The sequence below is a fragment of the Streptomyces sp. NPDC101166 genome (genome assembly GCF_044768125.1).
Lineage (GTDB): Bacteria > Actinomycetota > Actinomycetes > Streptomycetales > Streptomycetaceae > Streptomyces.
Genome location: NZ_JBIWPF010000003.1, coordinates 122,537 through 137,185, shown reverse-complemented (window position 1 = coordinate 137,185; position 14,649 = coordinate 122,537). Strand labels below are relative to the sequence as shown.

General features: G+C 70.4%; 14 protein-coding genes. 10 read left to right on the top strand and 4 right to left on the bottom strand.

All coding sequences use genetic code 11. The features are described 5' to 3' along the window. Positions 1–17 precede the first annotated feature (17 nt). Positions 18–2,105 (bottom strand): transketolase, encoded by a 2,088-nt coding sequence (gene tkt, locus ACIRS4_RS07480; protein ID WP_404191401.1) that lies wholly within the window; start codon positions 2,103–2,105, stop codon positions 18–20. 448 nt (positions 2,106–2,553) lie between these two features. On the opposite strand from tkt, the gene ACIRS4_RS07475 reads away from it, so the two are divergent. From ACIRS4_RS07475 to ACIRS4_RS07460, 4 genes are all read left to right on the top strand, one after another. Continuing rightward, positions 2,554–3,471: a heme o synthase gene (locus tag ACIRS4_RS07475; protein ID WP_404192087.1), complete on the top strand. Its 918-nt coding sequence runs from the start codon at positions 2,554–2,556 to the stop codon at positions 3,469–3,471. A 96-nt stretch (positions 3,472–3,567) separates the two neighbouring features. Beyond that, positions 3,568–3,900, top strand: coding sequence for a hypothetical protein (locus ACIRS4_RS07470; protein WP_351096946.1), 333 nt, complete (start codon positions 3,568–3,570; stop codon positions 3,898–3,900). A 109-nt stretch (positions 3,901–4,009) separates the two neighbouring features. After that, positions 4,010–5,119, top strand: a complete 1,110-nt coding sequence (locus tag ACIRS4_RS07465; protein ID WP_404191399.1) for an amidohydrolase — start codon at positions 4,010–4,012, stop codon at positions 5,117–5,119. A gap of 18 nt (positions 5,120–5,137) precedes the next feature. Next, entirely contained in the window at positions 5,138–5,926 is a 789-nt protein-coding gene (locus tag ACIRS4_RS07460; protein ID WP_404191397.1) for a nucleotidyltransferase, read from the top strand. Here ACIRS4_RS07460 and ACIRS4_RS07455 read toward each other — a convergent pair. The 3 genes from ACIRS4_RS07455 to ACIRS4_RS07445 are packed head-to-tail and all read right to left on the bottom strand — an operon-like array spanning position 5,881 to position 8,643. Further along, positions 5,881–6,909, bottom strand: coding sequence for a heme A synthase (locus ACIRS4_RS07455; RefSeq protein ID WP_404191394.1), 1,029 nt, complete (start codon positions 6,907–6,909; stop codon positions 5,881–5,883). The two genes, ACIRS4_RS07460 and ACIRS4_RS07455, sit on opposite strands and share 46 nt — an antisense overlap. A gap of 43 nt (positions 6,910–6,952) precedes the next feature. Continuing rightward, positions 6,953–7,723: an ABC transporter permease gene (locus ACIRS4_RS07450; protein ID WP_404191391.1), complete on the bottom strand. Its 771-nt coding sequence runs from the start codon at positions 7,721–7,723 to the stop codon at positions 6,953–6,955. After that, positions 7,720–8,643, bottom strand: coding sequence for an ABC transporter ATP-binding protein (locus tag ACIRS4_RS07445; RefSeq protein WP_404191387.1), 924 nt, complete (start codon positions 8,641–8,643; stop codon positions 7,720–7,722). The genes ACIRS4_RS07450 and ACIRS4_RS07445 overlap by 4 nt, the downstream gene beginning before the upstream one ends. A gap of 218 nt (positions 8,644–8,861) precedes the next feature. On the opposite strand from ACIRS4_RS07445, the gene ACIRS4_RS07440 reads away from it, so the two are divergent. From ACIRS4_RS07440 to ACIRS4_RS07415, 6 genes are read left to right on the top strand one after another with little or no spacing between them, the layout of a single operon-like run. Then, on the top strand, positions 8,862–9,623 hold the full coding sequence (locus ACIRS4_RS07440) for a helix-turn-helix transcriptional regulator (protein ID WP_404191384.1): 762 nt from the start codon (positions 8,862–8,864) through the stop codon (positions 9,621–9,623). Next, positions 9,620–11,041 (top strand): Fe-S cluster assembly protein SufB, encoded by a 1,422-nt coding sequence (sufB, locus tag ACIRS4_RS07435; RefSeq protein WP_403816409.1) that lies wholly within the window; start codon positions 9,620–9,622, stop codon positions 11,039–11,041. Before ACIRS4_RS07440 ends, sufB begins: the two co-directional genes overlap by 4 nt. 56 nt (positions 11,042–11,097) lie before the next feature. Continuing rightward, entirely contained in the window at positions 11,098–12,282 is a 1,185-nt protein-coding gene (gene sufD / locus ACIRS4_RS07430; protein WP_404191380.1) for a Fe-S cluster assembly protein SufD, read from the top strand. Next, complete coding sequence (locus ACIRS4_RS07425; protein ID WP_358795044.1) at positions 12,279–12,599, top strand: non-heme iron oxygenase ferredoxin subunit; 321 nt, start codon at positions 12,279–12,281, stop codon at positions 12,597–12,599. The genes sufD and ACIRS4_RS07425 overlap by 4 nt, the downstream gene beginning before the upstream one ends. A gap of 7 nt (positions 12,600–12,606) precedes the next feature. Then, on the top strand, positions 12,607–13,392 hold the full coding sequence (gene sufC / locus ACIRS4_RS07420) for a Fe-S cluster assembly ATPase SufC (RefSeq protein WP_352247588.1): 786 nt from the start codon (positions 12,607–12,609) through the stop codon (positions 13,390–13,392). Continuing rightward, a complete protein-coding gene (locus tag ACIRS4_RS07415; RefSeq protein WP_358795042.1) occupies positions 13,389–14,645 on the top strand; it encodes a cysteine desulfurase in 1,257 nt (418 codons plus the stop codon). The genes sufC and ACIRS4_RS07415 overlap by 4 nt, the downstream gene beginning before the upstream one ends. The last annotated feature ends 4 nt before the right edge of the window (positions 14,646–14,649 follow it).

Sequence of the window (14,649 nt, the reverse complement as noted above, 5' to 3'; positions counted from 1 at the left end):
TGTCGTGTATTGGGGCGTCAGCGCTGGGCCGCGGCCAGGGATTCCCTCGCCTGCGCGGCGACGTTCTCGGCAGTGAAGCCGTACTCGCGGAAGAGGACCTTGCCGTCGGCCGAAGCACCGAAGTGCTCCAGGGAAACGATGCGACCGGCGTCCCCGACGTACTTGTGCCAGGTCAGTCCGATGCCCGCCTCGACCGCGACCCGGGCCCTCACCGACGGCGGCAGCACGCTGTCCCGGTACCCCTGGTCCTGCTCCTCGAACCACTCCACGGACGGCATCGACACCACGCGGGTGGGGACACCGTCGGCCTGGAGCTGCTCACGCGCCTCGACGGCCACGTGCACCTCGGAACCGGTGGCGATCAGGACGACCTGAGCGTCGCCGCCTTCGGCCTCCAGCAGGACGTAACCGCCGCGCGCCGCGCCCTCGTTGGGCTCGTAGGTCGGCACGCCCTGACGGGTCAGCACCAGACCGTGCGGGGCGCCCTTGCCGAACTCCTTCGTCCAGCGCCTGAGGATCTCGCGCCAGGCGATCGCGGTCTCGTTGGCGTCCGCCGGGCGCACGACGTTGAGGCCCGGGATGGCGCGCAGCGCGGCGAGGTGCTCGACCGGCTGGTGGGTGGGGCCGTCCTCACCGAGACCGATGGAGTCGTGCGTCCACACGTACGTCACCGGCACGTGCATCAGGGCCGACAGGCGCACCGCGTTGCGCATGTAGTCGGAGAACACCAGGAAGGTGCCGCCGTAGACACGGGTGTTGCCGTGCAGGGCGATGCCGTTCATCTCCGCGGCCATGGAGTGCTCGCGGATGCCGAAGTGCACGGTGCGGCCGTACGGGTCGGCCTCCGGCAGCGGGTTGCCGGCGGGCAGGAACGACGACGTCTTGTCGATGGTGGTGTTGTTGGAGCCGGCCAGGTCGGCCGAACCGCCCCACAGCTCGGGGATCACACCGCCGAGCGCCTGGAGCACCTTGCCGGACGCGGCGCGCGTGGCGACGCCCTTGCCGGGCTCGAACACCGGGAGCTTCTCCTCCCAGCCGGCCGGCAGCTCGCCCGCCGCGATCCGGTCGAACTCGGCGGCCCGCTCGGCGTTCTCGTCGCGCCACCGCTGGAACGACTTCTCCCACTCGGCCTTCGCCTCGGCGCCGCGCTTCAGCGCCTCCCGGGTGTGCCCGATGACCTCGTCGGAGACCTCGAAGGTCTGCTCCGGGTCGAAGCCGAGGACGCGCTTGGTGGCCGCGACCTCGTCGTCGCCGAGCGCCGAGCCGTGCGCGGCCTCGGTGTTCTGGGCGTTCGGGGCCGGCCAGGCGATGATCGAGCGCATCGCGATGAAGGACGGCCTGTCCGTCACCTTCTTCGCTTCCTCGATCGCGTCGTAGAGGGCGTGCGGGTCGAGGTCGCCGTCCGGCTTGGGGGCGACGCGCTGCACATGCCAGCCGTACGCCTCGTACCGCTTGACGGTGTCCTCGGAGACGGCGGTCTCGGTGTCGCCCTCGATCGAGATGTGGTTGTCGTCCCACAGCAGGACCAGGTTGCCGAGCTTCTGGTGACCGGCCAGCGAGGACGCCTCCGCGGAGATCCCCTCCTGGAGGCAGCCGTCACCGGCGATGCAGTAGACGAAGTGGTCGAAGGGGGACTCGCCCTCGGCGGCCTCCGGGTCGAACAGACCGCGCTCGTAGCGGGCGGCCATCGCCATGCCGACGGCGTTGGCGACGCCCTGGCCCAGCGGACCGGTCGTCGTCTCCACGCCCACGGTGTGGCCGTACTCCGGGTGGCCCGGGGTCTTCGAACCCCACGTCCTGAACGCCTTCAGGTCGTCCAGCTCCAGGCCGAAACCGGCCAGGTACAGCTGGGTGTAGAGGGTCAGGGACGAGTGGCCCGCGGACAGCACGAAGCGGTCGCGGCCGACCCAGTCCGGGTCGGCGGGGTCATGCCGCATCACCTTCTGGAAAAGGGTGTATGCGGCGGGAGCCAGGCTCATCGCCGTACCGGGATGGCCGTTGCCGACCTTCTGTACGGCGTCGGCGGCAAGGACGCGGGCGGTGTCCACGGCCCGCTGGTCCCACTCGGTCCACTCGAGGTCTGTGGTGGTCGGCTTGGTGCTCACCCTGAGTCAGGGCTCCTCTCCACATGTCGAATACCGGCTGTTGCGGGCGCGCGCCCACCGGCTGCCGGTGCGCTGTGCGCGCACCGGCCGCTGTCGAGCCTACCCCTGTGAGGAGGCGCCTTTTTCGCGTCATTCCAGACTGCCGGGCCGCGTCGGCATCCGCCTCCCGACCGGGCCCTTTCCCCTTGCCACACATGAATACGGACCCGCTCATCCGACTGCTCAATCGAGCCACGCGGGCACTGATGAGCGACCCCCTCGAACACCCCCCGGCACCCCCTGGGGCCGGCCCCCGTCAACACGACCCACCCCCGCGAAGGACGAAGTATGGGCAACGTCTACAGTGGCGTGGTACGCGCGAGCCTTTACCGGGACTTCACACCGGCAGGCTCGCTGGGAGTCTCTGTCAGGGGTGTGCGTGACGGCCGTTGAATCCCGTCCAGTAGGGATGATCGGGACGAGCCAGAGCCCGAGCCACCGGCCGTTCGGGGCCCGTGTCAAGGCGTTCGTGGCGCTGACCAAGCCGCGGATCATCGAACTGCTGCTGATCACCACCGTGCCGGTGATGTTCCTGGCGCAGCAGGGTGTTCCGGACCTGGAGCTGGTCCTGCTCACCTCCGTCGGCGGCTATCTGTCCGCGGGCGGCGCGAACGCGCTGAACATGTACATCGACCGCGACATCGACGCGCTCATGGACCGCACCTCGCAGCGTCCGCTGGTCACCGGCATGGTCAGTCCCCGTGAGTGCCTCGCCTTCGGCGTCACGCTGGCCGTCGTGTCGACCCTGCTGTTCGGCCTCACCGTCAACTGGCTGTCCGCCTGGCTCGCCCTCGGGGCACTCCTCTTCTACGTCGTCGTCTACACGATGATCCTCAAGCGGCGCACGTCGCAGAACATCGTGTGGGGCGGCATCGCGGGCTGCATGCCGGTGCTGATCGGCTGGTCGGCCGTGACGAACTCGCTGTCCTGGGCGCCGGTGATCCTCTTCGCCGTCATCTTCTTCTGGACGCCGCCGCACTACTGGCCGCTGTCCATGAAGGTGAAGGACGACTACGCGCGCGTGGGCGTGCCGATGCTCCCGGTGATCGCCTCCAACAAGACCGTCGCCAAGCAGATCGTGATCTACAGCTGGGTGATGGTCGCCGTCTCGCTGCTGCTGACGCCGCTCGGCTACACCGGCTGGTTCTACACCGCGGTCGCACTGGCCGCCGGCGGATGGTGGCTGTGGGAGGCGCACGCCCTGCAGAACCGCGCGAAGGCCGAGGCGACGGGCGGGAAGCTGAAGGAGATGCGGCTGTTCCACTGGTCGATCACCTACGTCTCCCTGCTGTTCGTGGCGGTCGCGGTGGACCCCTTCCTGCGCTGAGCGCCCATCCGGCGGATCATGACGGCCGGGGTGCGTGGTCAAAGCCACGCACCCCGGCCGTCGCCGTTCGGCCTACCCGTCGGTAGCATCCTGACCATGGCAGACAGCAAGCAGGTTGAGGCGAAGGCCGAGCGCACGGCGGCCCGGCTGGCCAAGCGGATCGGCGCCTTCTCCAAGGAGCACGGCGGGGCCGAGGGCCAGGTCGCGTACATCGGCGAGCGGGGCGCCCGGATCGTCCTCGTCGGCGAGGACGGCGGCTGGGGCGACCTGGTGGCCCCCTCGGTCGAGATCGCCCGCAAGGCCGTCGAGAAGTCGGGCATCACCGCCCACGAGTCCTTCGACGGCGAGTTCGCGGCCAAGGTCAGGACCGGGCCGTACGAATGGACCCGGATGGCGGGGATCCAGGTGGGCGGACCGTCGAACGGCTGACCACCCCGGGCGGGAGCGTCCGCCGCCCACTCCCGCGGCCGCCCGCGACCTGGAGCGCGGTTCGCCCGTTAGCCGGGGGAACGACGTGGTCGACCCGCGGGAGAGCCCGATGATCGAAACGCCGTCCCTGGTGGACCAGTACTGCCACGGCGTGCTGAGAACGGAGCTGGGCCTCGGCACCTTCGAGGCCCGGCTGTCCCGCACCGAGGGCCCGCCCGCCCCCGGCACCACCCTCTTCGACACCCAGACCGGCTTCGCCGTACGCCGCTGGTGCCCGCCGCTGCTCGGACTGGAGCCGCACTGTCCGCCGGCCGGCTATCTCGCCCGCCGCCGTGAACTCGGCGTGCTGGAGGCGGGACGCCGACTGCTGCGGGGCAGCGGCGTCACCACCTACCTCGTCGACACCGGGCTGCCCGGCGATCTCACCGGGCCCGAGGAGATCGCCTCCGCCGGAGCGGCCGAGGCCCGCGAGATCGTACGGCTGGAGCCGCTCGCCGAGCAGGTCGCCGACACCTCCGGGACCGTCGAGGCCTTCCTCGCCAACCTCGCCGAGGCGCTGCACGGCGCTGCCGCGCACGCCGTCGCCTTCACCTCGGTGGCCGGCCTGCGGCACGGCCACGCGCTCGCACCCGAGCCGCCTGGACCGGGGGAGGTGCGGGGCGCGGCGGGCCGCTGGCTGACCGGCCGTCGGGCTGGCGGAGAGCTGAGCGACCCGGTGCTGCTGCGCCACCTGCTGTGGAGCGCGCTCGCCACCGGACTGCCGCTGCAACTGCACGCCGGGCCCGCGGAGCCCTGGTCGCGCGCCGGCCGCGCCGACCACCCCGCCCTCCTGACGGACTTCGCCCGCGCGACGGCCGGCCTCGGCGCCGATCTGGTCCTGCTGCCCGGCCACCCCCACCACCGGCACGCCGCCCGCCTCGCCGGCGTCTTCCCGCACGTCTACGCCGACTCCGGCACCGCGCTCGTCCACAGCGGCGCCCGCGCGGCGACGATCCTGGCGGAGACCCTGGAACTGGCCCCCTTCGGCAAGATCCTCTTCTCCAGCGGCGCGCAGGCGCTCCCCGAACTGCACGTGGTGGGCGCCCGGCTGTTCCGCGAGGCCCTCGGCCGGGTCCTGGGCGCGTGGGTCGCGGAGGGCGCCTGGTCCCCGGCGGACGCGCAGCGGGTGGCGTCGATGATCGCGTCGGAGAACGCGAGGAGGGTGTACGGACTGGGCTGAGCTGACCAGACTGGCCGTATGAACCGGACCGACGCGTTACTCGACCGCTTCCTGGCCGCCCTCTCCTCCCTGTCCGTCCCGTCCGCCGTACCGGCTCCCGCCGGCCCCGCTCACCGGCAGCCCCTCGCCGTCTGGGCGCACGGCTCGCTCGCGGGAGGCGACTACCAGGAGGGACGCAGCGACCTGGATCTGATCGCCGTACTCCGGGAACCGATCACCGCGCGGACCGTCTGGGAGGTGGCCGTGGCCCACGCCCGGCTGCGCACCGAGCCGCTCGCGGACCTGCTGCACTGCACCTATCTGACGCCCGCCACGGCCTCGGGCTCGGAACGCAGGCATCTCACCTGGGCCCATGGACGGCTGTTCAGGCGGACGGTCACGCCGGTCACCCGGCGTGAGCTGCACACCTTCGGCCGGGTGCTGCACGGGGGCGCGCCGGCCGAGTCGCTGCCGCCGGTGCCGGACCTCGAACTCGAGGCCTTCGTCGTGCGGGACCAGCGCGACTTCTGGCGGCCGGCCGTGGACGAGGCGCGGCTGTGGACCCGGGACGTCTGGGTGGACCTGGGCCTGACGACCTTCGCCCGGGCCGCCGTCACCCTGCGGGAGGGGCGGCTGATCTCCAAGCGGGAGGCGCTGGCGGAACTGCCGGGGCTCGGGGCGCCCGCCGAGGTCGTCGAGGACGTTCGGCGGCGACGGTACGGGCAGCGGCCGCTGTTCTCCGGGCAGGAGTGGCGGGCCCGCCGGAGCGGGCTGGCGCGGGGTTACCTGGGACCGGCGATCGACGCTCTGGTGGAGAAGTACTCCTGAGCCGGCGGCACGGCGTCGGCCTCGCCGGCGGCGGGCCGCTCGCGCAGGGAGAGGACCACGCGCAGCACCCAGATCCACATCAGCGCGGAGCCGAGCATGTGCAGGCCGACCAGGATCTCCGGGAGATCCGTGAAGTACTGGACGTAGCCCACCACTCCCTGGCACAGCAGGACGACGAACAGCTCCCGCGTCCGGTGCAGCGGGGCCTTCGGCGCGTCGACCGCCTTCAGCACGAACCACAGGGCGAACGTCAGGGACACCACGATCCAGGCGAGGACGGCGTGGGCCTTGCTGACCGTCTCCCAGTCGAGCGGCATGCGCTCCACCTCGCTGGAGTCACCGGCGTGCGGGCCCGCGCCGGTCACGACCGTGCCGACGAGGATCAGCAGGACCGACGCGCCGACCAGGCACCACACCAGCTGCCGCACCGCGCCGCCGACCAGCGGCTCGGGCGCCGCGTCCCCCTCCCGGGTGCGCTGCCACATCACCGTGGCGACCGCGATCAGCGCCGACGTGGCCACGAAGTGGGCGGCGACGGTGTAGGGGTTGAGGCCGACGAGGACGACGATGCCGCCGAGCACGGCATTGCTCATGACCACCCAGAACTGGGCCCAGCCCAGCCGGGTGAGGCCGCGCCGGTACGGCTTCTGCGAGCGGGCGGCGATGATCGCCCAGCCGACCGCGGCGCACAGCACGTACGTCAGCATGCGGTTGCCGAACTCGATGGCGCCGTGGAAGCCCATCTCGCTGGTCGCGGTGAGGGAGTCCTCGGTGCACTTGGGCCAGGTCGGGCAGCCGAGGCCGGACCCGGTGAGCCGCACCGCGCCGCCGGTGACCACGATGAGCACCGACATCACGAGTGCGGACAGGGCCGCCCGCTGAACCGTCCGGGGGGCGGGGGTCCAGCGTTCGGCGATGAAGGCGAGCGGATTGCGCACGGCCGCCAGGGCGTCGGCGCGGGTCACGTTTGGCACGCCTTCCATCGTAGGGGGCAGCTTGTGCACGCTTTCACGAGGGGGTGACTCCTTACTCCCAACGGAAGAACCGGCCGGCCGCGGCCAGGCCCGCCACCGCCCACGCCGCCAGGATCCCGAGTTCGCCCCAGGGCATGCCCGCCCCGTGCTGGAGCACGTCCCGCAGGCCGCCGGACAGGGCGGAGATCGGCAGCAGGGCGAGGACGTCCTGCGCCGCCGGCGGGAACTTGTCCAGGGGGACGATCACACCACCGCCCACCAGCAGCAGCAGGAACACCAGGTTGGCCGCGGCCAGCGTCGCCTCGGCCTTCAGGGTGCCCGCCATCAGCAGGCCGAGCCCGGAGAAGGCGGCCGTGCCGAGCACCAGCAGGAGCAGCACGGCGAACGGGTTCCCGTGCGGCGACCAGCCCAGCGCGAAGGCGATCACCGTCAGCAGGACGACCTGGAGGACCTCCGTGACCAGCACCGACAGTGTCTTCGCGGTCATCAGGCCCCAGCGGGGCAGCGGTGAGACGGCCAGCCGCTTCAGCACGCCGTAGCGGCGTTCGAAGCCGGTGGCGATGGCCTGCCCGGTGAACGCCGTCGACATCACGGCGAGCGCCAGGACGCCCGGGGCGAGGAAGTCCACCGCCTCGCCCTCGCCGGTGTCCACGATGTCCACCGTGCTGAACAGCACCAGCAGCAGGGTGGGAATCACCACGGTCAGCAGCAGTTGCTCACCGTTGCGCAGGAGCATCCGGGTCTCCAGCGCCGCCTGGGCCCCGATCATCCGTGGCAGCGGCGCGGCGCCCGGCGCCGGGGTGTGGGTGCCGGTGGCGGTCATGAACGCAGTTCCTTTCCCGTCAGCTCCAGGAAGACGTCCTCCAAGGTGTGCCGTTCGACCGAGATCCGGTCAGGCATCACACCGTGCTGCGCGCACCAGGAGGTGACGGTCGCCAGGAGCTGGGGGTCGATCTTTCCGGTGACCCGGTACGAGCCCGGCGTCAGCTCCTCGGCGGTGCTGTCCGCGGGCAGCGCCTTGAGCAGCGAGGTCACGTCCAGCCCGGGGCGGCCGGTGAAGCGGAGCGTGTTCTCGGCGCCGCCCCGGCACAGCTCCTCCGGGGAGCCCTGGGCGATGACCCGGCCGGCGTCGATGATCGCGACGTCGTCGCAGAGCTGCTCGGCCTCGTCCATGTAGTGGGTGGTGAGGATCACGCAGACGCCGTCGGCGCGCAGGTCGCGGACGAGGTCCCAGGTGGCGCGGCGGGCCTGCGGGTCGAGGCCGGCGGTCGGCTCGTCCAGGAACACCAGTTCAGGGCGTCCGACGACGGCCATCGCCAGTGCGAGCCGCTGCTGCTGCCCGCCGGAGAGCCGGCGGTAGGAGGTCCGGCCGCAGCTGCCGAGCCCGAGCCGCTCGACGAGGGCGTCCACGTCCAGCGGGTTCGCGTGCAGCTTCGCGACATGGCGGAGCATCTCGTCCGCCCGCGCGCCCGAGTAGACGCCGCCGGACTGGAGCATCACGCCGATCCGGGGGCGCAGCTCGCGGGCCTGTCTCACCGGGTCGAGGCCGAGGACGCGCACGGTGCCGGAGTCCGGCTTGCGGTATCCCTCGCAGGTCTCGATCGTCGTCGTCTTGCCGGCGCCGTTGGGGCCGAGGACGGCGGTGACGCCTGACCGGGCCTCCAGGTCGAGGCCGTCCACCGCGGTCTTCGTCCCGTACCGCTGCACCAGGGCCTGGACCTGGACGACAGGCTCAGTTCGCATGGATGGAGAGTCTAGGTTCGCGGCCGGGCGCCCGGACGCGCGGGGCCGCCCAGGGGACGCCGGGAGGTGCCCTGGAAGCACCGGGTAAGGCTCGGTCGCCTGATCGATCAAAGATCGTTTCCCCAGGTCAGGTTAGCTTTACCTAAGTGATACAGCGCACCGCCCGGTCGGCCGGACGCGGCTTGCCTGCCTCCGGCGAATTACGCAACAATGGCGTTGTGAAAAACGTCGGACAGGCTCGGGAGACCCCCGCGGGGGCCCCTCAGGAGGAGCTGGCGACCGGTGAGCGCTCGACGCGCAACCGGGTCGCGCGCTCCATCCTGGACCACGGGCCGTCGACCGTCACCGAGCTGGCCGGACGGCTCGGGCTCACCCCCGCGGCCGTACGCAGGCATCTCGACGCGCTGGTCGCCGACGACGTCGTGGAGGCACGCGAGCAGCGCGTGTACGGCGCGCGGACGCGCGGACGCCCCGCCAAGGTCTTCGCCCTCACCGACTGCGGCCGCGACGCCTTCGATCAGTCCTACGACAAGCTCGCCGCGGACGCGCTGCGCTGGATCCAGGAGCGCTTCGGCGGGGACGAGGCCGTCGTCGCGTTCGCGCGCGCGCGGATCGCCGAACAGGCCGCCGCCTACCGCGAGGCCGTCGAGGCCGCCGCCCCCGAGCACCGCACCGAAGCGCTGGCCAAGGCCCTGAGCGCGGACGGGTACGCTGCTACGGCGCGCAGCGCACCCCTCCCTCAAAAAGGCGAGCAGCTCTGTCAGCACCACTGCCCGGTGGCCCACGTCGCGGAGAAGTTCCCGCAGTTGTGCGAGGCCGAGACGGAGATCTTCTCCCAGCTGCTCGGAACGCACGTCCAGCGACTGGCGACCATCGCGCACGGAGACGGCGTCTGCACGACGTTCATCCCCAAGATTTCCCACACTGACCACCGCAGTCACAACGCATCTGCAAGCACGGCCGGGAGGAACCCCGCATGACTCTCCCCACGGAGACTGCTCACCCCGAACTCGAGGGCCTGGGCAAGTACGAATACGGCTGGGCCGACTCCGACACGGCCGGCGCGTCCGCGCGTCGCGGCATCAACGAGGACGTCGTCAACGACATCTCCTCGAAGAAGTCCGAGCCGGAGTGGATGACCAAGCTCCGCCTCAAGGGCCTGAAGCTCTTCGAGAAGAAGCCCATGCCGAACTGGGGCTCGGACCTGTCGGGCATCGACTTCGACAACATCAAGTACTTCGTGCGCTCCACGGAGAAGCAGGCGGCGTCCTGGGAGGACCTGCCCGAGGACATCAAGAACACCTACGACAAGCTGGGCATCCCGGAGGCGGAGAAGCAGCGCCTCGTCGCCGGTGTCGCCGCCCAGTACGAGTCGGAGGTCGTCTACCACCAGATCCGCGAGGACCTGGAGGAGCAGGGCGTCATCTTCCTCGACACCGACACCGCGCTGAAGGAGCACCCGGAGCTCTTCAAGGAGTACTTCGGCACCGTCATCCCCGCCGGCGACAACAAGTTCGCCGCGCTGAACACCGCGGTGTGGTCCGGCGGCTCCTTCATCTACGTGCCGAAGGGCGTGCACGTCGAGATCCCGCTCCAGGCCTACTTCCGCATCAACACCGAGAACATGGGCCAGTTCGAGCGGACCCTGATCATCGTCGACGAGGGCGCCTACGTGCACTACGTCGAGGGTTGCACCGCCCCGATCTACAAGTCGGACTCCCTGCACAGCGCGGTCGTCGAGATCATCGTCAAGAAGAACGCCCGCTGCCGCTACACGACCATCCAGAACTGGTCGAACAACGTCTACAACCTGGTCACCAAGCGCGCCGTCGCCTACGAGGGCGCGACCATGGAGTGGGTCGACGGCAACATCGGCTCCAAGGTGACGATGAAGTACCCGGCCGTCTACCTGATGGGCGAGCACGCCAAGGGCGAGACCCTCTCCATCGCCTTCGCCGGCGAGGGCCAGCACCAGGACGCCGGCGCCAAGATGGTCCACATGGCGCCGAACACCTCCTCCAACATCGTCTCCAAGTCGGTGGCGCGAGGCGGCGGCCGCACCTCCTACCGTGGTCTCATCGAGATCGGCGAGGGCGCCCCCGGCTCCAAGTCCAACGTGCTGTGCGACGCGCTGCTCGTCGACACCATCTCCCGCTCCGACACGTACCCCTACGTCGACGTGCGTGAGGACGACGTGTCCATGGGACACGAGGCGACCGTCTCCAAGGTCTCCGAGGACCAGCTCTTCTACCTGATGAGCCGCGGTCTCTCCGAGGACGAGGCGATGGCCATGATCGTGCGCGGCTTCGTCGAGCCCATCGCCAAGGAACTCCCGATGGAGTACGCGCTGGAGCTCAACCGGCTGATCGAGCTGCAGATGGAAGGCGCCGTCGGCTGACCCCCGGCCCGTCCGTCACGCCCCTTACGTCAACGAAAGCGAGCACTACGACAGCCATGGCTGAGGCTCAGAATCTTCCTGTGGGCTCCACCACCACAGGCTCCATCGCGGTGGCCGCCGAGTCGACCGTCGCCACGCGCATGAGCGCGCCGCCGTCCTTCGACGTCGCGGACTTCCCGGTCCCGCACGGCCGTGAGGAGGAGTGGCGGTTCACCCCGCTGGAGCGCCTGCGCGGCCTGCACGACGGCACTGCCGTCGCGGGCGGCAACGGCGTCAAGGTCACGGTGGAGGCCCCCGACGGCGTCGTCGTCGAGGCCGTCGGCCGCGACGACGCGCGGCTCGGCAAGGCCGGCACGCCCGTGGACCGCGTCGCCGCCCAGGCCTACTCCGCCTTCGAGAAGGCCGGCGTCGTCTCCGTCCCCAAGGAGGCGGTCCTCACCGAGCCGATCCGGATCTCCGTGCACGGCGAGGGCGGCGTCGCCTACGGCCACCAGATCATCGAGCTGGGAGCCTTCGCCGAGGCCGTCGTCGTCATCGACCACACCGGTGACGCCGTGCTCGCCGCCAACGTCGAGTACCTCCTCGGCGACGGCGCCAAGCTGACCGTCGTCTCCGTGCAGGACTGGGACGACAAGGCCGTCCACGTCGCCCAGCACAACGCCCTCGTCGGCCGGGACGCCACCTTCAAGTCGATCGTCGTCACCTTCGGCGGCGACGTGGTCCGCCTGCACCCGCGCGTGCAGTACGCCGGTACCGGCGGCGAGGCCGAGCTGTACGGCCTGTACTTCACGGACGCCGGCCAGCACCAGGAGCACCGCCTCCTGGTCGACCACAACACCCCGCACTGCAAGTCGAACGTCGCCTACAAGGGCGCCCTTCAGGGCGACGACGCGCACGCCGTGTGGATCGGCGACGTCCTCATCGAGGCCAAGGCCGAGGGCACCGACACCTACGAGATGAACCGCAACCTCGTCCTCACGGACGGCGCGCGCGTCGACTCGGTGCCGAACCTGGAGATCGAGACCGGCGAGATCGTGGGCGCCGGCCACGCCTCCGCCACCGGCCGCTTCGACGACGAGCAGCTCTTCTACCTCATGGCCCGCGGCATCCCCGAGCACGAGGCCCGCCGCCTCGTCGTCCGCGGCTTCTTCGCCGAGCTGGTCCAGCAGATCGGCGTCGACGACATCGAGGAGCGTCTGCTCGCGAAGATCGAAGAGGAGCTGGAGGCCTCGGTCGCATGACGACCTACGTACGCGCCTGCGGACTGGGCGAGCTGGAGGAGGACACCCCGAAGCGGGTGGAACTCGACGGCACGCCGGTCTCGGTGGTGCGGACCGAGGGGGAGGTGTTCGCCATCCACGACATCTGCTCGCACGCGAACGTCTCGCTCTCCGAGGGCGAGGTGGAGGACTGCCAGATCGAGTGCTGGCTGCACGGCTCCGCCTTCGACCTGCGCACCGGCAAGCCGTCCGGCCTTCCCGCGACGCGCCCCGTCCCCGTATACCCCGTAAAGATCGAAGGGGACGACGTGCTCGTCTCCCTCACCCAGGAGTCCTGAGGCATCCATGGCAACGCTTGAAATCCGAGACCTGCACGTCACCGTCGAGGCCGACAACGCCACGAAGGAGATCCTCAAGGGCGTCGACCTCACCGTGAAGCAGGGCGAGACGCACGCCATCATGGGCCCCAACGGCTCCGGCAAGTCGACGCTCGCCTACTCCCTCGCGGGTCACCCGAAGTACACGATCACCGGCGGCACCGTCACCCTCGACGGCGAGGACGTCCTGGAGATGTCCGTCGACGAGCGCGCCCGCGCCGGCCTGTTCCTCGCCATGCAGTACCCGGTCGAGGTCCCCGGCGTCTCCGTGTCGAACTTCCTGCGCACCTCCGCCACCGCCGTCCGCGGCGAGGCCCCCAAGCTGCGCACCTGGGTGAAGGAGGTCAAGGAGGCCATGCAGCGCCTCAACATGGACCCCTCCTTCGCCGAGCGCAACGTCAACGAGGGCTTCTCCGGCGGTGAGAAGAAGCGCCACGAGATCCTCCAGCTCGAACTGCTCAAGCCCAAGGTCGCGATCCTCGACGAGACCGACTCCGGCCTCGACGTCGACGCGCTCCGCATCGTCTCCGAGGGCGTCAACCGCGTCCGCGAGACCGGCGAGGTCGGCACCCTGCTGATCACGCACTACACGCGCATCCTGCGCTACATCAAGCCCGACTTCGTCCACGTCTTCTCGGGCGGCCGCATCGTCGAGTCCGGCGGCGCCGAGCTCGCCGACAAGCTGGAGAACGAGGGCTACGAGGCGTACGCGAAGCACGACGCAGTCGACACGAAGGGTGGCGTATCCGCGTGACACAGCTGCCGGGCCTCCTCGACACAGAGGCGATCCGCAAGGACTTCCCGATCCTGGACCGTCTGGTCCACGACGACCGGAAGCTCGTCTACCTGGACAACGCGGCGACCTCGCAGAAGCCGCGCCAGGTGCTGGACGCCCTGAGCGAGTACTACGAGCGCTACAACGCCAACGTCCACCGCGGTGTGCATGTGCTCGCCGAGGAGGCCACGGCGCTGTACGAGGGCGCGCGCGACAAGGTCGCGGAGTTCGTCAACGCGCCCAGCCGCGACGAGGTGATCTTCACCAAGAACGCCTCCGAGTCGCTCAACCTCGTGGCGAACATGCTGGGCTGGGCCGACGAGCCCTACCGCGTGGACTCCGAGACCGAGATCGTCATCACGGAGATGGAGCACCACTCCAACATCGTGCCGTGGCAGCTGCTCTCGCAGCGCACGGGCGCGAAGCTGAAGTGGTTCGGCCTCACCGACGACGGCCGTCTCGACCTGTCGAACATCGACGAGATCATCACGGAGAAGACGAAGATCGTCTCCTTCGTGCTGGTGTCGAACATCCTCGGCACGGTCAACCCGGTCGAGGCGATAGTCCGCCGGGCGCAGGAGGTCGGCGCGCTGGTCTGCATCGACGCTTCGCAGGCCGCCCCGCACATGCCGCTGGACGTCCAGGCCCTCCAGGCCGACTTCGTGGCCTTCACCGGCCACAAGATGTGCGGCCCGACCGGCATCGGCGTGCTGTGGGGCCGCCAGGAGCTGCTGGAGGACCTGCCTCCGTTCCTCGGCGGCGGCGAGATGATCGAGACGGTGTCCATGCACTCCTCGACCTACGCCCCCGCCCCCCACAAGTTCGAGGCGGGCACGCCCCCGGTCGCCCAGGCGGTCGGCCTCGGCGCGGCCATCGACTACCTGTCCTCGATCGGCATGGACAAGATCCTCGCCCACGAGCACGCGCTCACCGAGTACGCGGTGAAGCGGCTCGCCGAGGTCCCCGACCTGCGGATCATCGGCCCGACCACGGCCGAGGACCGCGGCGCGGCGATCTCCTTCACGCTCGGCGACATCCACCCGCACGACGTGGGCCAGGTCCTCGACGAGCAGGGCATCGCGGTCCGCGTCGGCCACCACTGCGCGCGACCCGTCTGCCTGCGCTACGGAATTCCCGCGACGACGCGAGCGTCGTTCTACCTGTACTCCACGCCCGCCGAGATCGACGCTCTGGTGGACGGCCTGGAGCACGTACGGAACTTCTTCGGCTGAGGGG